Consider the following 18,333-nt stretch of genomic DNA (forward strand, 5'->3'; position numbering starts at 1 on the left):
CCCACCCGCCGCAGGCGCGTACGTCCCGCCTGCGGGTGTCTGTCCGCTCGCCGCAGGCGCGTACGTCCCGCCTGCGGGCGTCTGCCCACCCGCCCCCGGCGGGTGCGGGTGCGGGCCCGCGGCCTGGTCCGGGGCCGGGGGCGCCGCGGGCGTCGCCGTGCCGGTGGGCGGGGTGTGCGTGGGGTGCTGGACCGGCGGCGCCGGGGCCCAGGGGCCCGGCTGGCCGTAGGGCGGGGTGCCGTAGGGGTCCTGGCCCGGTTCCTCTTCTTCCGGGCCCCACGACGTGCTGCCCTGCCCTGTGTTCATCGCAGTCCCCATCGTGTCCGCACCGGCGTCTTCCGGCAATGGATTCAACCAGGTCCGCCCCGCGGATTCAGCGCGGGCTCACTGCTCCGAGGGCCGTGCTCGGTGAAGGTCCTGGGGAGGCGGTGAGGGGCCAGATGATCGGTTCGGTGTTCCACAGCGGTATGGGATACCCCCAGCCCGAGGAATTCAGGGCGGGGTACTGCCGGCCGCTCGGCGCCACCGGGCCCAGGGCGCCGGAGAGGCTGTGGCCCATGACGCCCACCGGCCCGGTGCCGGGGGTCTCCGCCGCCGGGTCGGTCGCCGCGTCCTCGACGCGGCCCGCCGTGCGGTTCGTGGCCACCGAGGCGGCGGTGCTGCCGGCCGCCGCCGGGTTGGCCGGGCCGGGGGAACCGGCCGTGGGCGGGGTGCCGAGGCCGGCGGTGCTGACCGCGCCCGCGATGGCGAAGGCCGCCACCGAGACCGCGCCGGCCGCCGCGAAGGCGAAGCGGTGGCCGGGCCGGTTCTCCCGGGACGGCCGGGCCGGCTCCTGTATCCGGTGTATGCGGAAGCCGCGGTCGGGGCCGAGTCCGGATCTGCTCAGCAAGGACTCGCGGTCCGCGCCGCCGGGCAGCACGGAGCCGCGACCCAGGCCGAAGGGCCCGGGCCGCGGCGCTGTCGGCGCGCTCGCCGGCCCCGGCGGAGCACCGCCCGCCGCGGGCAGGTCCTGGAGCCGCGCGAGCAGCCCGGAGGACAGGGTGGGCAGCGGGCTCTCCGCGAAGACGCTTTTCAGCCGCCGCTGCGCGTCCGCCTCCGCCTTGCAGTCGGCGCAGGTGGCCAGGTGCGCCAGCACCCGGTCCCGGCTGTCGTGGGACAGCTCACCGTCGATCAGGGCCGCCAGGCTCTCCCCGAGATGCCGGTCGGCCTGGCCCGCGCCCTGTTCCGGGGCGACACTCACTCCGCTCCACCTCCGGCGAGCAGCGCGGGTTCGGGCTCGGCGGCGGGCACGGCCCTGCCGCGCGGCGACCGGTGCTTGAGCGCCTTGCGCAGGTGGGAGCGGCCCCGGTGGATGCGGCTGCGCACCGTGCCGAGCTTGACGCCCAGGGTGGTGGCGATCTCCTCGTAGCTGAGCCCCTCGATGTCGCAGAGCACGACGGCCGCCCGGAAGTCCGGCGCGAGGGTGTCCAGCGCCTGCTGGACGTCCGCGTCGAAGTGGGTGTCGTGGAAGTGCTGCTGCGGGGTGGGTTCGCGGCTGGGCAGCCGGTCGGCCGCGTCGTCGCCGAGGGCGTCGAAACGGATCCGCTGCTTGCGGCGGACCATGTCCAGGAAGAGGTTGGTGGTGATCCGGTGCAGCCAGCCCTCGAACGTCCCCGGGGTGTACGTGGAGAGAGAACGGAAGACCCGCACGAAGACCTCCTGGGTGAGGTCCTCCGCGTCGTGCTGGTTGCCGGTGAGCCGGTAGGCGAGCCGGTAGACGCGGGCGCTGTGCGTGCTGACGATCTCGTCCCAGCTGGGCGGTGCCCAGGTCTGGCCGTCGGGCCCCGCACTGAAGGTCGCGGTGGCGGCGGGGGCGCCGTCAGCGGATCCGGTGTCGGCGTGGGCTCCGTCAACGATGTCAGTCACAGAATTCGGCCCGCCGGAAGAGCGCCGGAAGCGTTGGAACACTCCCCTGCCCTCAGACGTGGCCGCACCTCCCCTGTCGGCTCTGGTGGTGTCCAGTGGAGTGCCTACCATAGCCACCTCGCCCGTTAACTCCGGATAAGTATTTATGACCGGCTTTCGGCCGCACGTCCGCCGAACCCCGGCAAGAGATCGAACGTCCGGACCGCCGGTCCGGTTCCCGCCCGGACTCGCTACAGTCAAAGCGCGCGAAAGACGGGGACAGGAGAAGGCCATTACCGGCAACCGGCTGACGAGCTGGGCGTTCGCTGAGGCGTACGGGTCTCCGGACGCCGAGAGCCCCGAGGGGCAGGCTCTGCGCTGGGCGCAGGAGCGGTCGGTCGAGGGCGGGGTCAGGCCCGTCTCCCCGGGCGCGGGCGACACCCTGCGGCTGCTGGCCGCCGCCTGCGGGGCGCGGGCGGTCGTGGAGATCGGCACCGGCACCGGCGTCTCCGGCATCCACCTGCTCCAGGGGATGCGGCCCGACGGTGTGCTGACCACCGTGGACATCGAGCCGGAACGCCTCCAGTTCGCCCGCCAGGCATTCCGCGCCGCCGGCTTCGCCGCCAACCGGGCGCGCTTCATCCCCGGCCACGCCCTGGACGTGCTGCCACGGCTCACCGACGGCGGCTACGACCTGGTGTTCTGCGACGCCGACCGGCTGGAATACCTCGCCTACCTCGCAGAATCGTTGCGGCTGCTGCGCCCCGGTGGGCTGGTGGTGTTCGCGGGCGTCTTCGCGGGCGGGCGGACCGTCGGCTCGGGGCCGCAGCCGACCGAGGTGCTGAAGCTGCGGGAGCTGCTGCGCGCGGTGCGCGAGAGCGACGCCCTGATGCCGGCGCTGCTGCCGGCCGGTGACGGGCTGCTGTGCGCCGCCCGCCGCTGACCGGACCGGTGCGGCCGGGGCCCCGTCCGGCCCCTGGCGGCGGCCACCTCACCGGAACGGCGCTGCCCCGGTCCGGGGCGGACCGGGGCAGCGCCAAGAGTTCACAGCACGTGGTGCTCGCCGGCTCAGCCGGTCACCTTCTTCAGCTCCTCATCGAGAGCGACCGCTTCGTCCGGGGTCAGCTCGACAACGAGCCGGCCGCCGCCTTCGAGCGGGACGCGCATGATGATGCCCCGCCCCTCCTTGGTCACCTCGAGCGGGCCATCGCCCGTCCGCGGCTTCATGGCCGCCATGCTCGTTCCCCTTCCTGAAACCGCTACATCGCAGCCGACAACCCGAGCGTCACCGGCATCGAACACATTGCTTCTCGGCCATTATCCCGCATCGAGTGACCCTCTGACCAACAGCGGTGGATCTCCCTTCGGCAACGCATGCTCCCATATCCCCCCAATTCACCAGTCCGGACGGGGGATCGCCTCCCTATGCTGTCCGGCATGGCCGACACTGTGCTCTACCACGTCACCGAGAGTCTCGCGACCATTACACTGAATCGCCCCGAGGCGATGAATGCCCTGGATGTCCGCACCAAGGAAGCGCTGCGTGACGCGCTGCGCACCGCCGCCGCGGAAAGCGCGGTCCGCGCCGTGCTGCTCACCGGGAGCGGGCGCGCATTCTGCGTGGGGCAGGACCTGAAGGAACACATCGGGACCCTCCGGAACACCACGCCCGACACACCGTCCATGAATACCGTCGTCGAGCATTACAACCCCATCACCGAAGCCATCACGGACATGCGCAAGCCCGTTCTGGCGGCGGTGAACGGCGCGGCGGCCGGTGCCGGATTCGGATTCGCCCTCGCCGCCGATTACCGCCTCGTCGCCGAGAGCGCGTCGTTCCACACCTCTTTCGCCCAGGTCGGTCTCGGCGCGGATTCCGGCCTCTCCTGGACCCTGCCCCGGGTGGTCGGGCCCGGCACGGCCGCCGATCTGCTGCTGTTCCCGCGCTCCGTGGACGCCGCCGAGGCGCTGCGGCTCGGCATCGCCCAGCGCGTCGTGCCGGACGACGAACTCCCGTCCGTCGCACAGGAACTGGGCCGCCGGCTGGCCGAGGGCCCGACCCTCGCCTACGCCGCGATCAAGGACGCGCTGGCCTACGGCGCGACCCACACCCTGGCGGAGTCGCTGGCGCACGAGGCCGAGTTGCAGCAGCGCGCCGGGGCGTCGGCCGATCACCGGGCCGCCGTGACCGCCTTCGTCGCCAAGGAGCGGCCCCGCTTCACGGGCAGCTGACGGGCCGGGCACGCCGTCCGGCCCGGGCCGCCTCCCGCGGCGGGCCGGACGGCGCGTGTCACACCGCGGGCCCGGCCGGGGGCGGCCCGGCCACCCGGCCCAGCTCCGCCTCCAGCGCGGCGATCCGCGCGTCCCGTTCGGCCAGCTCCGCCGCCAGCCGGTCCAGGACGTCGTCGGTCTCCGCCATCCGGTAGCCGCGCGCCGCCAGCGGCAGCCGTACCGCCACCACGTCGGCGGCGGTCAGCGGCCGGTCCGCCGGCAGCGGGTCGTGCGCGCGGTCCGGCTCGGCCTCGGGCAGCCCGCCCGTCACCGGGCCGCCGGAGCCGTCGCCGCTGCCCAGCACCGCCAGCGCGACCGCCGCGACGACCGCCACCATGGCCGCCATCAGAAACCAGAACACCGCGCCGACCGCCTCTCCCTCGGGTACGTACCGATGCGGGTACCGATCGTGCCATGCCGCGCCGACGGGTGGTGCCAGGTAGGTTCGTACCCGTGCCGAACCGCCGGACTTGGGAGGGATGACCCGACAATGCTGCGCCTGGGGACGCGAGAGTTCGCGGCCGGTGAGCCGGTGATCATGGCCATCGTGAACCGTACGCCCGACTCCTTCTACGACCAGGGCGCCACGTTCGACGACGGCCCGGCGCTGGAGCGGGTGGAGCGGGCGGTGGCCGAGGGCGCGGCGATCATCGACATCGGCGGGGTGAAGGCGGGCCCGGGCCGGGAGGTGGACGCGGACGAGGAGATCCGGCGCACGGCCGGGTTCGTCGCCGAGGTGCGGCGCCGGTATCCGGAGGTGGTCATCTCGGTGGACACCTGGCGGCACGAAGTGGGCGAGGCGGTGTGCGCGGAGGGCGCCGATCTGCTGAACGACGCCTGGGGCGGGGTCGATCCGAAACTGGCCGAGGTGGCCGCCCGGCACGGGGTGGGCCTGGTGTGCACGCACGCGGGCGGCGCGGCGCCGCGCACCCGGCCGCACCGGGTGGTGTACGAGGACGTGATGGCCGACATCCTGCGGACCACGGTGGGGCTGGCGGAGCGGGCGGTACGGCTCGGGGTGCGCCGGGACGGGGTGCTGATCGATCCGGGGCACGACTTCGGGAAGAACACCCGGCATTCGCTGGAGGCGACCCGGCGGCTGGGGGAGATGACGGCGACCGGCTGGCCGGTGCTGGTGTCGCTGTCCAACAAGGACTTCGTCGGCGAGACGCTGGACCGTCCGGTGAAGGACCGGCTGATCGGCACGCTGGCCACCACGGCGGTCTCCGCCTGGCTCGGCGCCCGGGTGTACCGGGTGCACGAGGTGGCGGAGACCCGGCAGGTGCTGGAGATGGTGGCCTCGATCGCCGGGCACCGGCCCCCGGCGGTGGCCCGGCGCGGGCTGGCCTGAACGGCGGCGGCGCGGACGGCCGCGCGAGGCACCGGCCCGGACGGCCGGGGGCGGCGGGCCGCCCCCGGGGCCGCTACGCCTTGGTGACCAGGGCGATGGCCTCGTCCTCGTCGTCGGTGATGTGGAAGAGGTCCAGGTCCTTCTCGGACGCCTTGCCGCCGGCGATCATGGTCTGCCGCAGCCAGTCGGCCAGCCCCTGCCAGTAGTCGCGGCCGACCAGCACGATCGGGAACCGGGTCACCTTCCGGGTCTGGACGAGGGTGAGCGCCTCGAACAGTTCGTCCATGGTGCCCATGCCGCCCGGCAGCACGAGAAAGCCCTGGGCGTACTTCACGAACATCGTCTTGCGGACGAAGAAGTAGCGGAAGTTGACGCCGATGTTCACATACTCGTTCAGCCCCTGCTCGAAGGGGAGTTCGATCCCGAGGCCGACCGAGACCCCGCCGGCCTCGGCGGCGCCCTTGTTGGCGGCCTCCATCGCGCCCGGCCCGCCGCCGGTGATCACGGTGAACCCGGCCTCGGCCAGCCCGCGCCCGATGCGCACCCCGGCCTCGTACTCGGGCGAGCCGGGCGGTGTCCGGGCGGAGCCGAACACACTGACGGCCGGGCCGAGTTCGGCCAGGGCGCCGAAGCCCTCGACGAACTCGGACTGGATGCGCAGCACCCGCCACGGGTCGCCGTGCACCCAGTCGGACGGGCCCCGGGTGTCCAGCAGCCGCTGGTCGGCCGTGCCGGGCACCACCTGTTCCCGGCGGCGCACCACCGGACCCAGGCGCTGCTCGCGGCGCGCGTCCGTGGCGGCCGGCCGGGACTCGGGGGTGCTGCTCATGCGTTGCTCCTTACGACGGTGCGTACTCCTCACTCAGCGTACGGTGACAAAAGTGAAGCACCGGTGACAGGGCGCGGGACAGTACGTGACCGGGGATCCGCTACGCCCCGCCGAGCCAGGTGCGCAGCCGTTCCTCGCAGCGGGTGATGAGCGCGGTCTCCACCCGCTCGTCGCGCCGGTGGGCGAGGCTGGCCTCGCCGGGGCCGTAGTTCACCGCGGGGATGCCCAGCGCGCTGAACCGGGAGACGTCGGTCCAGCCGAACTTGGGCCGTGCCTGTCCGCCGACCGCCGCCATGAAGGCGCGGGCGGCCGGGTGGGAGAGCCCGGGCAGCGCGCCGGGGGCGTGGTCGGTGACCTCGATCTCCAGCGGGCCGCAGTCGGCGAAGACCTCGTGGACGTGGGCGATGGCCTGCTCCTCGCTGCGGTCCGGCGCGTAGCGGTAGTTCACCGTGACGACGCAGGCGTCGGGGATCACGTTCCCGGCGACGCCGCCCTCGATGCCCACCGCGTTGAGGCCCTCGTGGTACTCCAGGCCGTCGATGACCGGGCGGCGCGGCTCGTAGGCGGCGAGCCGGGCCAGGACGGGGGCGGCGGCGTGGATGGCGTTGGCGCCCATCCACGAGCGCGCGGAGTGGGCGCGCACCCCGGGCAGCCGCAGCTGGACGCGCAGGGTGCCCTGGCAGCCGCCCTCGACCTCGCCGGTGGAGGGTTCGAGGAGGACGGCGAAGTCGGCGGCCAGCCAGTCGGGGTGGACGGCGGCGAGGTGGCGCAGGCCGTTGCGCTCGGATTCGACCTCTTCGTTGTCGTAGAAGACGAAGGTGAGATCGCGGTTGGGCTCGGGCACGGTGGCGGCGATGCGCAGCTGGACGGCGACGCCGGCCTTCATGTCGGTGGTGCCGCAGCCCCACAGCAGGCCGTCCTCGTCCAGGCGGGAGGGGACGTTGCCGGCGATCGGGACGGTGTCGATGTGGCCGGCGAGCAGGACGCGTTCGGCACGCCCGGTGTCGGTGCGGGCGACGACGTTGTTGCCGTAACGGTCCACCCGCAGGTGCGGCAGGGCGCGCAGCGCGCTTTCGACGGCGTCGGCCAGCGGGCCCTCGGTTCCGCTGACCGAGGGGATGTCCACGAGCTGGGCGGTGAGGGCGGGGGCGTCGAGAGCGAGGTCAAGTGCGGGTGGTTCCATGGCCACGAGGGTACCGGTGGGTGATCCGGCCGTGACGGGGACCGGTTACCGTAAGCGCGTGCCCGAACCCACCGCTTCTCCCCGACGTCGCAGGCTCGTCCGCGGCGGGTCAGCTGTCCTGGTTTTGGCCGCTGTGGCCGGTTACGGCGTGGTGCAGTACACGTCGTCGCCGGGCCCGGCGCAGCCCCCGCACTGCACGGTCGCGGGCGAGGGAGAGACCGCCTCGTTCACCATGCGGCCGCCGCAGGCCGCCAACGCCGCGACGATCGGCGCGGTCGGCACGGCGCGCGGACTGCCGGAGCGGGCGATCACGATAGCGATCGCGACCGCCATGCAGGAGTCCAGTCTCTACAACATCGATTACGGCGACCGGGATTCGGTGGGCCTCTTCCAGCAACGGCCGAGCCAGGGCTGGGGCACGGTGGAGGAGATCATGGATCCGGTGTACTCGGCGGGGCAGTTCTACGACCACCTGGTGGAGGTCGAGGACTATCTGACGATGCCGCTGACCGAGGCGGCGCAGGAGGTGCAGCGCAGCGCGTTCCCGGACGAGTACGCCAAGCACGAGCCGCGCGCGGCGCTGCTGGCCGCCGCGCTGACCGGCCGGTCCCCCGCCGCGCTGAACTGCACGGTCGGGGAGGGCGGCGTCGATCCCTTCGTGGCCGCCGAGGTGCCGGAGCGGATCAGGGCGGAGTTCGGCGAGCTGCCGGTGGGCGCCGACGGGGAGCTGGTGACGGTGGGGCTGGCACCGGCTGAGCACGCCCAGCGGGGCTGGGAGCTGGCGCACTGGTCGGTGGCGCACGCGGCGGAGCTGGGGATCGAGCGGATCCAGCTGGGCAACCGGGTGTGGGAGGCGAAGCGGTCCCGGGAGGGCTGGCGGGAGGAGGCCGCCCGCTCGGACAGCGCGCTGGACGGGACGGGGGGCGGCAGTCTGGGCGACGAGCTGGTGCTGAGCATCCTGACGCCGCCGGAGGGCGGCCCGGAAGCGGAGCGGGACCCCGGGTAGCCGGGCCGCGGCGTACCGGCCGGACGGGGGTCCGGCCGGTTTCCCGTCCGCCCGTTACTTTACCTTCCGGATGGTAAAGTAACTTGTATGCGTCCCAGCTCACGCCCCCTCATCCTGGATGCCGCCATCCGCGTCACCGAACGCGACGGCATCACCGCCCTCACCCTGGAATCCGCCGCCCGCGAGGCCGGCGTGACCAAGGCCGGCCTGATGTACCACTTCCCCAGCCGCGAGGACCTGCTGTCCGCCATCCAGAGACAGCTGATCACCCGCTGGGAGGAGCGGCTGACGGAGATGCTCGGCAAACCGCTGGCGGAGGCGACCGAGCGCGAGTCGACCACCGCGTACGCCATCGAGGGCGCGGCCAACACCGCCAGCAAGGCGGAGCTGACCTTCATGCTCGAAGCCACGGCCCAGCCCGCGCTCGCCCAGCAGTGGGATGAGCTGATGCACCGCTGGGCCCCGCTGCCCGAGCGCCTGGAGGAACCCGCGGACCTCGATCTGCTGCTGGCCCGGATGGCCTCCGACGGCATGTGGCTGTACGAGGCCACCTCCGGCGCCGCGCTCCCCGCCCCCCTCAAGGCGGCCCTGGTGGAGCGGATCACCGCCCTCACCGACCCCGCACGCCCGCGGGCGTAGCACCCGCACCGACAAGGAGAACGACGTGAGCAGCGCCAAGCGCTGGTGGATCCTGGTGACCGTCTCGGCAGGTCTGCTGCTGATCTCGGTGGACATGACCGTCCTGTACACCGCCCTGCCGACGCTGACCGAGGAACTGTCCGCCGACGCCTCGCAGAAGCTGTGGATCATCAACGCCTATCCGCTGGTGATGGCCGGTCTGCTGCTGGGCGCCGGCACCCTGGGGGACCGGGTCGGCCACAAACGGATGTTCCTCATCGGCCTGACCCTGTTCGGCACCGCGTCCCTGCTGGCCGCCTTCGCGCCCTCCCCCGGCGTGCTCATCGGCGCCCGGGCGTTCCTGGCGGTCGGCGCCGCCGCGATGATGCCGGCCACCCTCTCGCTCATCCGCATCACCTTCGACGACGAGCGGGAACGCGGCATCGCCATCGGTGTGTGGGGCACGATGTCCGTCTTCGGCATGGCGATGGGCCCCATCGTGGGCGGGCTGCTGCTCGAACACTTCTGGTGGGGCTCGGTGTTCCTCATCAACGTCCCCGTGGTGCTGGTGAGCCTGCTGGCCGCCGCCCTGCTGGCGCCCGGCGGCTCCGGCAACCCCGACAAGCCCTGGGACCTGCTCGCCTCCGTGCAGATCATGGCCGGTCTGGTCGGCACCGTGTACGCGATCAAGGAGCTGACCAAGCCGGCCCCGCAGCCGCTCCACGCCGTGCTGGCGCTGCTGGTCGCCGCCGTGGGGTTCTGGCTGTTCATCCGCCGCCAGCGCGGCATGTCCCACCCGCTGATCGACTTCGCGCTGCTGCGCGACCCGCGCATCATGGCCGGGGTCGCGGCGGCGGGCCTGGCGATGTTCGCCGACGCCGGGCTCCAGCTGGTGCTCACCCAGCGGCTGCAACTGGTCCTCGGCCTCTCCCCGCTGTCGGCCGGTCTGCTGGTGGCGGCCGTCGCCCTGGGCGCGCTGCCTGCCGGTGTCATCGGCGGCGCCCTGCTGCACCGGGCCGGCACCCGTCCGCTGCTCGTCGGCGGCCTGCTGCTGACCGGCGCGGGTGCGCTGCTCACCCTGGCCATGACGCCGGGGACGGTGCCGTTCCTCGCCCTGGACCCGGACCATCCGGCCTGGATCACGCCGGGACTCGTGGTGGTCGGCGTCGGCACCGGGCTCGCGATGACCGCCGCCTCGGCCGCCATCATCGGCAACGCCCCCAAGCACCGGGCCGGGATGGCCGCCTCGGTGGAGGAAGTCTCCTACGAGCTGGGCTCGCTGTCCGGCGTCGCCATCCTCGGCAGCCTGCTCGGCGCGCTGTACACCTCCACCATCCGGCTGCCCGAGGGCGCGCCCGAGTCCGCCCGGGAGGGACTCGACCAGGCCATCGCCGCCGCCGGCGAACTCCCCGGGCCCCACGGGGCCGACGCGCTGCTGGCCGCCGCGCACCGAGCCTTCGACCACGGCTATACGGCCACCCTGCTGATCGCTACGGTGGTCCTGGTGGGCGGCGCCGCCCTCACCGCCCGGCTGCTGTCCCGGCCCGTCCCGGCCCCCGCCGTCCCCGCGGCGCCCGGCGGCGACCCGGCCGTCAGCGGCGCCGGGCACCTGGTCACGAAGGGGGACCCCACGGAGTGAGCCTCAGCCTCCTCCTGCTCATGGCCACGGCCCTGAGCGCCGCCGTGCTGCTGCCGCGCGCCCTGACCCGGGCCGAATGGCCCGGGCGGGAGCCGGTGGTGGCGCTGTGGGTGTGGCAGTGCCTGGTCGGAACCGTGCTGTTGTGCGCGCTGGCCGCCCTGCTGCTGGGCGCCGCGGCCGTGTTCGACACGGTACGGGCCCAGGTGTTCGCGCCCGCGCCGGAAGCCGTCACGGCCGCGTACAACCTGCACGACGTCCCGCTGTGGACGGCCGCCCTCACCCTGCTGCTGGCCTGCGGGGCGGCCTGGACCGCCGCCATGCTGGCCCGGCAGCTGACCGAGGCGTACCGCACCCGCGCCCTGCGCCGGGCCCGGCTGCGCGAGCGCGCGCCCGATCTCCCCGCCCCGCTGCTGCCGGCCCGGCCCGGCCCGCTGCTGGTCCTGGAGGACGAGTACCCGGACGCCTGGTGGCTGCCCGGCGGCGACGGCCGACTGGTGATCACCACGGGCGCGCTGCGCCGGCTCACCGGACGCCGGCTGGACGCCGTACTGGCCCACGAGCGCGGCCACGCGCGGGCCCGGCACGACTGGCTGCTCCAGCTGTCCGGGGCGCTGGCCGCCGGCTTTCCCCGGGTGCCGCTGTTCGCGCACTTCTGCGAGCAGACCCACCGGCTGGTCGAACTCGCCGCCGACGACACCGCGTCACGGCGCTGCGGTCATCTGGACACCGCGCTCGCCCTCATCGAACTGAACGAGCACCGCGGCGTCCTGTCCTGCTCCTCCAGCCGGCGGCAGCTCGGCGACCGGGTGGACCGGCTGCTGGAGCCACCGGTACGGCTCACCCCGGCCCGCCGCCGTACGGCCGCCGCGGCGGCGGGACTCGCTCCTTTACTGCCCCTCCTGATCACGTTCGGGCCCGGTCTGTTCGCCCTGTCCCCGCTGCAATAAGCCGCGGACCAGCCATTCTTGCGCAGAGCTGATCATGCGACGCATTACCAATCCTTTACCCGGCGAGACCGCAACCTCCGGGCCCCTCCGAGCGATAGGCACGGCAACGCACCACAACGCACCACTTCTCGCCGAAGGAGCAACATGTCCAACCCCCTCCAGCGCCGTGTGACCAAGGCCGCCATCGTGCTCGCGGCCGCCGCTCCGCTCGTCGGCGCCGCCGGCCAGGCCAGCGCCCTGGGGCTGCCCACCAACGGGGAACTGAACGGGATCACCAACCTGGACCCCGCCACCCTGGGCAACGCGGTCGAGGGCGCCGCCAAGACCGCAGGCGGGCTGACCGGCGAGGAGAACCGCACCCTGCCGGCTCTCGGCGAGACCGCCAACACCGCCATCCAGGGCACCGTTCCGGCCGCCCAGCAGGTCGTCGGCGAGCTGGCCGCCGAGGTCGCCACCGAGGGCGCCGGGGCGCTCGGCAAGACCCTCACCTCGGCCGCCCCGGTCGACCCCACCTCGGCCACCCAGCTGCTCGGCGGCCTGCCCATCGGCTGACCCCCGGCCGTACGGCGGCACGGCAGCGGAGCCCCCGGGGGACACCTCCCGCCCCGGGGGCTCCGCGCCGTCCGCACGGCGAGCGGTGCCCCCGAGCCTCCGGCCGGGGGCACCCCCACGTCACGACAGCCGCCGCACCGCCTCTGCCACCCTCCCCCAGCCTCCGGCCGGGGGTGCCCCCACCTCACGACAACCGCCGCACCGCCTCTGCCACCCTTTCGTCGGTGGCGGTGAACGCCACCCGTACGAAGCGGTCGCCCGGGGCGCCGTAGAACTCGCCCGGGGCCACCAGGACGCCCTCCTTGCTGAGTTCGGCCACCGTCTCCCAGCACGGCTCGTCCCGCGTCGCCCACAGGTACAGCGACGCCTCGCTGTGCTCGATGCGGAAGCCGCGCCCCTCCAGCGCCGCCCGCAGCGCGGCCCGCCGCGCCGCGTACCGCTCGCGCTGCACGGCCACATGCGCGTCGTCGCCCAGCGCCACGGTCATCGCCGCCTGCACCGGGGCCGGCAGCATCATCCCGCCGTGCTTGCGGATCTGGAGCAGTTCGCCCAGCACCGTGCGGTCGCCGGCCAGGAACGCCGCCCGGTAGCCCGCCAGGTTGGACCGCTTCGACAGCGAGTGCACCGCGATCAGCCCGTCCACCGAGCCGCCGCACACCGCCGGGTCCAGCACGGAGACCGGATCGGCCTCCCAGCCCAGCTCCAGGTAGCACTCGTCGCTGAGCAGCAGCACCCCGTGCCGGCGCGCCCACTCCACGGCGGCCCGCAGTTCGGCCGCGTCCAGCACCCGGCCGCTCGGGTTGCCCGGCGAGTTCAGCCAGACGAGCCGGAGCCCGGCCGGGTCGAGGTCGGTGACGGACCCGGTGTACGGCACGGGTTCGGCCCCGGCCAGTCGCGCGCCCCCCTCGTACGTCGGGTAGGCCGGCTGCGGGCAGGCCACCTTGTCGCCGGGGCCGAGCCCGAGCTGGGTCGGCAGCCAGGCCACCAGTTCCTTGGAGCCCACCACCGGCAGCACGTTGGGGTGGTCGAGTCCGGCCGCGTTCGTCCGGCGGGCCAGCCAGCCCAGGATCGCCTCGCGCAGCGCCGGGGTGCCCCACACCGTGGGGTAGCCGGGGCTGTCGGCGGCGGCCGTGAGAGCGTCCTGGATCAGCCCGGGCACCGGGTCCACCGGGGTGCCGATCGACAGATCGACGATGCCGCCCGGATGCGCGGCGGCGGTGGCCTTGTACGGCTCCAGGCGGTCCCAGGGGAAGGCGGGCAGCCGGGCGAAGAGGGACGGCACGGGGTGGCTCACTTTCTGGTCCAACGCGACGGTCCCGCTCGGCTGCTGCCGTGCGGGACCGGGCGTCACGGGTACGAGGTGTACGACGGCTCGTTCACCGTCTCACTCGTCGTGCTCCTGCGGGGGCAGCGCGGCGATGAAGGGGTGGTCGCGCTCGATGAGGCCGAGCTTGCTGGCGCCGCCGGGCGAACCCAGCTCGTCGAAGAACTCCACGTTGGCCTTGTAGAAGTCCTTCCACTCCTCCGGGGTGTCGTCCTCGTAGAAGATCGCCTCGACAGGGCACACCGGCTCGCAGGCACCGCAGTCGACGCACTCATCCGGGTGGATGTACAGGGAACGCTGACCCTCGTAGATGCAGTCGACCGGGCACTCCTCGATGCATGCCTTGTCCTTCAGGTCGACACACGGCTGCGCGATGACGTAGGTCACGCTGTCAGTCCTCCTCGGTAAGGGGCGGCAATCAGCCGCTGGGCGCGCGGGGGCGCGGCGTCGTCGATGCTCACCCTCTAGTATCGCGGGTCGAACGGACAAGAAGTAATCCGAGGGGCGGACAAGACGGTGGAGTTCACCACGGGCGGACGCCTCAGAGTTACGATCACCCCTGCTGACCTGGGCAAACGCGTCTCTGTTCGGACTATCGCCGCCCCGGGTGACGCCCCGGCCCGGTATACGGACACGGTGGGGGTCCTCACCTCCTGGTCGGACGGGGTGCTGAGCATCACACGGCGGGACGGGGAGCGGGTACAGCTCGCCGAATCCGCCATGGTGGCCGGAAAGACCGTGCCGGAGGCCCCCGCGCGCCGCCGGGGCACCCCGGCGGCCTCCGCGCGGGAGCTGACGGCGGTGGCCGGACGCTCCTGGCCGGGTACGGAGACGGAACGGATCGGCGACTGGCTGCTGAACGCCGCCGGGGGCTGGACGGCCCGTGCCAACTCCGCGCACCGGGTGGGCCCGGGCGACCCCGATCCGGACCGGATCCGCCGGTGGTACGCGGACCGGGGGCTGCCGGCCCGGATCCAGGTGGACACCGGCGCGGCCGGCACCGACGAACTGCTGGACGCCGCGCTGGAGCGGGCCGGATGGCGGGCGGAGCGGCCGGCGATCCTGCGGGTGGCGCCGCTGGCGCCGCTGGCCGACCGGGAGCCGGATCCGCGGGTCCGGGTCGGGCGGGAGCTGACCGAGGAGTGGCTGGCGGCCTATCCGCGGCACCGCGAGGCCCCGGACACCGCGCCGCGGGTGCTGTCCCGGGGCCCCGCCGTGCGGTTCGCCTGGGTGCCGGGCGCGGCGGCGGCGCGGTGTGTGGTGGACGGGCGCTGGGCGGGGTTCGCGGCGGTGGAGGTGGCCGCGGAGCACCGGCGGCAAGGGCTGGCCACGGCGCTGATGGCGGAGTTGGCGCGGGTGGCGCTGGCGGAGGGCGCGAGCGCGGCGTATCTCCAGGTGGAGCCGGGCAACGAGGGGGCCCGGGTGCTGTACGACCGGCTGGGCTTCACGGATCACCACCACTACCACTACCGGACGGCGTTCTGAGAGGCGCCCGGGGCGGTGCGGTCGTCAACGCCGCGCCGCCCCGGGCTACGGCACCCGCACGGCCGTACCGCCTCAGTCTGGGCTGTCCGCATATCGGTGCCGGGTCCGGCAGGTTGCTGCCGTGTTAATCGCGGGGGCGGGGGTCAGCTGTCGGCACATTTCCGGAAGGTGAATGCTTCATCCCGGGTGCGTGCGCGTCATTCCGTGCAGCAATGCCGCGCTGAATTATCATCATAGGTTTATACCACTGCTTTCTCTTGACGAGCCCCCGCGCGCCTTGCCACAGTCCCGCTCTACACGCGTATCGACATCGGGTGGGGGGAAGTCATGTGATGGCTCGTCGGTCGAAGGCTGCCGTGGCCGCAGCCGATTCCGAGCTGACCGGGCGTTCCCCGGGACAGCTGATGTGGCGCCGGTTCCGCCGCGACAAGGTCGGGGTCGCCTCCGCCTGCGTGGTGCTGTTCTTCTTCGCGATCGGGCTGCTGGCCCCGGTCATCTCCTGGCTCTACGGCAAGGACCCGTACACCCGGTACGGGCAGATCGACCCGACCCTGCTCAACGAGTACGGCTATCCGGTCAAGCCCAATGGCGGAATCGACGGCGAGTTCTGGTTCGGCCTCGAACCCCTCATGGGCCGCGACGTCCTGACCCAGCTGGTGTACGGCATCCGCACCTCGCTGTTCATCGCGCTGGCCGTCACCGTGCTGGCCACCCTCACCGCGATCGTGCTCGGCATCGCCGCCGGATATCTCGGCGGGAAGTGGGACTACACCATCAGCCGGCTCATCGATCTGCTGATGGCCTTTCCCAACCAGCTGTTCTTCGTGGCCTTCCTGCCCATCGTCACCAGCCTGTTCGTCGATCCACGGCAGGAAACACCCACCTACGTCCGGGTGCTGTCGGTGGTCGTGGTGCTGTGGATTCTCGGCTGGATGACCCTGGCCCGCATTCTGCGCGGCGCCACCCTCTCCCTGCGCGACCGGGAGTTCGTGGAGGCGGCCAAGGTCTCCGGTGCCTCGCCCTGGCGCATCATCCGCAAGGAACTGCTGCCCAACGTCGTCTCCCCCACCCTGGTGCAGACGACCTACATGCTGCCGAGCTTCGTCACCACCGCCGCCGCACTCTCCTACCTCGGGGTCGGCATGACCGAACCCACCCCCGACTGGGGCCGGATGTTCGCCACCGGCGCCCGGGTCTACAAGAGCGACATCACCTACATGTTCTTCCCCGGCGTCGCGATGGTGATCTTCGTGGTCGCCTTCAACCTGCTCGGGGACTCCGTACGGGACGCCTTCGACCCGAAGTCCGACCGCTGACCGATGTGAGGTGCGACCGAAGCCATGACCATCACGACGCGACGCAGACCACTGTCCGGACGGGGCACCAGGGCCGCGTCCCTCGCCCTGGCCGGCGCCCTCCTCCTCGGCGCGTGCAGCAGCGGCGGCGGGGGCGGCGAGGAGAACCCGGGAGGTGGCGGCGGGGACACCGGCCCCGAGACCCTCCAGAGCATCGAGTTCGCCGACGCCGCCGGCTCCACCGGCCCCGCCGAGGAGGTGCCGGGCGCCCAGCCCGGCGGCACCATACGGGTGCTCCAGGAGACCTCCCCCGACCATCTCGACCCGGCGCAGGTCTACGTCGCCCACGAGATGACCATCGCCCGCCTGCTGCACCGCGGCCTCACCACCACCCGGCTGCACAACGACGGCAGTTACTCGGTGGTCGGCGACCTGGCCACCGACGCGGGCACCGTCTCCGACGAGGGCCGCACCTGGACGTACACCCTCAAGGACGACATCTACTTCAACGACGGCTCTCCCATCACCTCCGCCGACATCCGGCACACCTTCGAGCGGCAGTTCGCCGAATTCATCACCCAGGGACCGACGTTCATCCAGTCCTGGCTCGCCGACGCCGAGGGCGCCGCCTACCGCGAACTGCTCCCGGACGGCCCCTACGAGGGCGACCACCTGCCCGACAGCGTGCTGGAGACCCCGGACGAGAAGACCATCGTCTTCCACTTCGCCCAGCCGCAGAACGACCTGCCGTACGCCCTCACCCTCCCCGGCTACTTCGCCGTCTCGCAGGAGGGCGACACCAAGGAGAACTACGACCAGGACCCGCTGACCTCGGGCCCCTACCAGATCGAGGACTTCCGCCCCGGCCGGTCCATGACCCTCACCCGCAACGAGCACTGGGTGCCCGAGAGCGATGCCGCGCGCAACGCCTACCCGGACCGGTACGAGATCACCTTCGGCCACAGCCAGGACGACTCCACCGGCCGCCTCACCGCCGACAACGGCGACAACCAGTACGCCATCAGCTTCAACAACGGCATCGACGCCGGCTCCGCCGAGGTCGTCCAGGACCCGGCGGTCCAGGAGCGGATGGTCAGCGGCTACCAGGTGTTCGTCGCCTCGCTCGTCATCAACCAGGACACCGTCACCGACAAGCGCGTCCGTGAGGCCATCGCGCACGCCATCCCGCTCAACGGCGTGCTCAACGCCTACGGCGGCGCCATCGGCGGTTCCTACGCGGGCGGCTTCATCTCCCCGCTGCTGCCCGGGTACGAACCCGACTACGACCCGTACGGCAAGCTCGCCCTGCCGCAGGGCGACACCGAACGGGCCCGGCAGCTGCTGGAGGAGGCCGACGCGGTCGGCTACGAGCTGAACTACCTCCACCACGTGGCCCCCGAGGACCAGCAGGCCGCCGTGGCCATCGCCGACGCCCTGGAGACGGCCGGCTTCTCGGTGAACCGCAGCGAGGTCCCCACCGAGCAGTACTACGACACCATCGGCCAGGTCGACAACGGCTACGACATCTACCGCAGCAACTGGGGCCACGACTGGCTCTCCGCCGCCACCGTGATCCCGGCCCAGTACGACGGCCGCACCATCCAGGACGGCGCGTCCAACTACAGCCACATCAACCAGGACTACATCAACGAGGAGATCGACCGCATCCTGCTGCTGTCGGACGCGGACGAGGCGGCCACCGCCTGGTTCGACCTCCAGAAGCGGATCCTGGAGGAGGACCTGCCCGCCGTGCCCCTCTTCTACTACAAGCAGAACATCCTGCACGGGTCGCGGATCGGCGGAGCCGTCTTCAACAACGACTTCAGCACCGTCGACATGCACCGGCTGTACGTCATCCAGGACTGACCCCGCGACGCGATCGGCCGTCACCGGCCCGCCCCGCCCACCCGGGCCCGGCGGGCCGGTGACCCCGGCGCCGGCTGTCACCG

The 18,333-nt window shown here is 72.8% G+C and carries 19 protein-coding genes; 11 read left to right on the plus strand and 8 right to left on the minus strand.

Annotation, left to right across the window (positions count from 1 at the left end):
* Positions 1-373 precede the first annotated feature (373 nt).
* Positions 374-1,240, minus strand: coding sequence for an anti-sigma factor family protein (locus ACFV5N_RS03400; RefSeq protein ID WP_385593429.1), 867 nt, complete (start codon positions 1,238-1,240; stop codon positions 374-376).
* Entirely contained in the window at positions 1,237-2,016 is a 780-nt protein-coding gene (gene sigE / locus ACFV5N_RS03405) for an RNA polymerase sigma factor SigE (RefSeq protein ID WP_385593432.1), read from the minus strand. The genes ACFV5N_RS03400 and sigE overlap by 4 nt, the downstream gene beginning before the upstream one ends.
* A 34-nt stretch (positions 2,017-2,050) precedes the next feature.
* Here sigE and ACFV5N_RS03410 point away from each other — a divergent pair, with 34 nt between their 5' ends.
* Entirely contained in the window at positions 2,051-2,827 is a 777-nt protein-coding gene (locus tag ACFV5N_RS03410; RefSeq protein ID WP_385593434.1) for an O-methyltransferase, read from the plus strand.
* 125 nt (positions 2,828-2,952) lie between these two features.
* Here ACFV5N_RS03410 and ACFV5N_RS03415 read toward each other — a convergent pair whose 3' ends face one another.
* Positions 2,953-3,120 (minus strand): DUF3117 domain-containing protein, encoded by a 168-nt coding sequence (locus ACFV5N_RS03415; RefSeq protein ID WP_019434894.1) that lies wholly within the window; start codon positions 3,118-3,120, stop codon positions 2,953-2,955.
* A gap of 201 nt (positions 3,121-3,321) precedes the next feature.
* On the opposite strand from ACFV5N_RS03415, the gene ACFV5N_RS03420 reads away from it, so the two are divergent.
* Positions 3,322-4,116 (plus strand): enoyl-CoA hydratase-related protein, encoded by a 795-nt coding sequence (locus ACFV5N_RS03420; RefSeq protein WP_385593437.1) that lies wholly within the window; start codon positions 3,322-3,324, stop codon positions 4,114-4,116.
* 58 nt (positions 4,117-4,174) lie between these two features.
* Here ACFV5N_RS03420 and ACFV5N_RS03425 read toward each other — a convergent pair whose 3' ends face one another.
* Positions 4,175-4,516: a DivIVA domain-containing protein gene (locus ACFV5N_RS03425; protein ID WP_385593440.1), complete on the minus strand. Its 342-nt coding sequence runs from the start codon at positions 4,514-4,516 to the stop codon at positions 4,175-4,177.
* 129 nt (positions 4,517-4,645) lie between these two features.
* Between ACFV5N_RS03425 and folP the strand changes: the two genes are divergently transcribed.
* Positions 4,646-5,506 (plus strand): dihydropteroate synthase, encoded by an 861-nt coding sequence (folP, locus tag ACFV5N_RS03430; protein ID WP_385593442.1) that lies wholly within the window; start codon positions 4,646-4,648, stop codon positions 5,504-5,506.
* 73 nt (positions 5,507-5,579) lie between these two features.
* Here the strand turns inward: folP and ACFV5N_RS03435 are convergent, their stop codons facing one another.
* Both ACFV5N_RS03435 and dapE read right to left on the minus strand, forming a co-directional pair.
* Positions 5,580-6,335, minus strand: coding sequence for a TIGR00730 family Rossman fold protein (locus ACFV5N_RS03435; RefSeq protein ID WP_381184747.1), 756 nt, complete (start codon positions 6,333-6,335; stop codon positions 5,580-5,582).
* Between the two features lie 100 nt (positions 6,336-6,435).
* Positions 6,436-7,518, minus strand: a complete 1,083-nt coding sequence (gene dapE / locus ACFV5N_RS03440) for a succinyl-diaminopimelate desuccinylase (protein ID WP_385593445.1) — start codon at positions 7,516-7,518, stop codon at positions 6,436-6,438.
* 133 nt (positions 7,519-7,651) lie between these two features.
* Between dapE and ACFV5N_RS03445 the strand changes: the two genes are divergently transcribed.
* The 5 genes from ACFV5N_RS03445 (at position 7,652) to ACFV5N_RS03465 (ending at position 12,280) form a co-directional block, all read left to right on the plus strand.
* Positions 7,652-8,524 (plus strand): hypothetical protein, encoded by an 873-nt coding sequence (locus tag ACFV5N_RS03445; RefSeq protein ID WP_385593448.1) that lies wholly within the window; start codon positions 7,652-7,654, stop codon positions 8,522-8,524.
* Between the two features lie 87 nt (positions 8,525-8,611).
* Positions 8,612-9,163 carry a TetR/AcrR family transcriptional regulator gene (locus tag ACFV5N_RS03450; protein WP_385593450.1) on the plus strand — a complete coding sequence of 184 codons (552 nt, stop codon included), beginning with the start codon at positions 8,612-8,614 and terminating at the stop codon, positions 9,161-9,163.
* A 25-nt stretch (positions 9,164-9,188) separates the two neighbouring features.
* Positions 9,189-10,781 (plus strand): MFS transporter, encoded by a 1,593-nt coding sequence (locus ACFV5N_RS03455; RefSeq protein WP_385593453.1) that lies wholly within the window; start codon positions 9,189-9,191, stop codon positions 10,779-10,781.
* On the plus strand, positions 10,778-11,728 hold the full coding sequence (locus tag ACFV5N_RS03460) for a M56 family metallopeptidase (RefSeq protein WP_385593455.1): 951 nt from the start codon (positions 10,778-10,780) through the stop codon (positions 11,726-11,728). The genes ACFV5N_RS03455 and ACFV5N_RS03460 overlap by 4 nt, the downstream gene beginning before the upstream one ends.
* 144 nt (positions 11,729-11,872) lie before the next feature.
* Positions 11,873-12,280 (plus strand): ATP-binding protein, encoded by a 408-nt coding sequence (locus ACFV5N_RS03465; protein ID WP_385593458.1) that lies wholly within the window; start codon positions 11,873-11,875, stop codon positions 12,278-12,280.
* Positions 12,281-12,464: 184 nt separating this feature from the next.
* Here ACFV5N_RS03465 and dapC read toward each other — a convergent pair whose 3' ends face one another.
* Together dapC and fdxA are read right to left on the minus strand one after the other, a co-directional pair.
* Complete coding sequence (gene dapC, locus ACFV5N_RS03470; protein WP_385593461.1) at positions 12,465-13,562, minus strand: succinyldiaminopimelate transaminase; 1,098 nt, start codon at positions 13,560-13,562, stop codon at positions 12,465-12,467.
* A 102-nt stretch (positions 13,563-13,664) separates the two neighbouring features.
* On the minus strand, positions 13,665-13,991 hold the full coding sequence (gene fdxA, locus ACFV5N_RS03475) for a ferredoxin (protein WP_019434882.1): 327 nt from the start codon (positions 13,989-13,991) through the stop codon (positions 13,665-13,667).
* A 129-nt stretch (positions 13,992-14,120) separates the two neighbouring features.
* On the opposite strand from fdxA, the gene ACFV5N_RS03480 reads away from it, so the two are divergent.
* The 3 genes from ACFV5N_RS03480 (at position 14,121) to ACFV5N_RS03490 (ending at position 18,250) form a co-directional block, all read left to right on the plus strand.
* Entirely contained in the window at positions 14,121-15,089 is a 969-nt protein-coding gene (locus ACFV5N_RS03480; RefSeq protein WP_385593464.1) for a GNAT family N-acetyltransferase, read from the plus strand.
* 332 nt (positions 15,090-15,421) lie between these two features.
* Positions 15,422-16,405, plus strand: coding sequence for an ABC transporter permease (locus ACFV5N_RS03485; RefSeq protein WP_385593466.1), 984 nt, complete (start codon positions 15,422-15,424; stop codon positions 16,403-16,405).
* A gap of 24 nt (positions 16,406-16,429) precedes the next feature.
* The gene (locus tag ACFV5N_RS03490; RefSeq protein ID WP_385593469.1) at positions 16,430-18,250 is read left to right on the plus strand and encodes an ABC transporter substrate-binding protein; all 1,821 of its coding nucleotides are present in this window, start codon (positions 16,430-16,432) and stop codon (positions 18,248-18,250) included.
* Positions 18,251-18,333: the final 83 nt, after the last annotated feature.

Origin of the sequence: Streptomyces sp. NPDC059853, from assembly GCF_042731495.1 — a bacterium.
Taxonomy (GTDB): Bacteria; Actinomycetota; Actinomycetes; order Streptomycetales; family Streptomycetaceae; genus Streptomyces.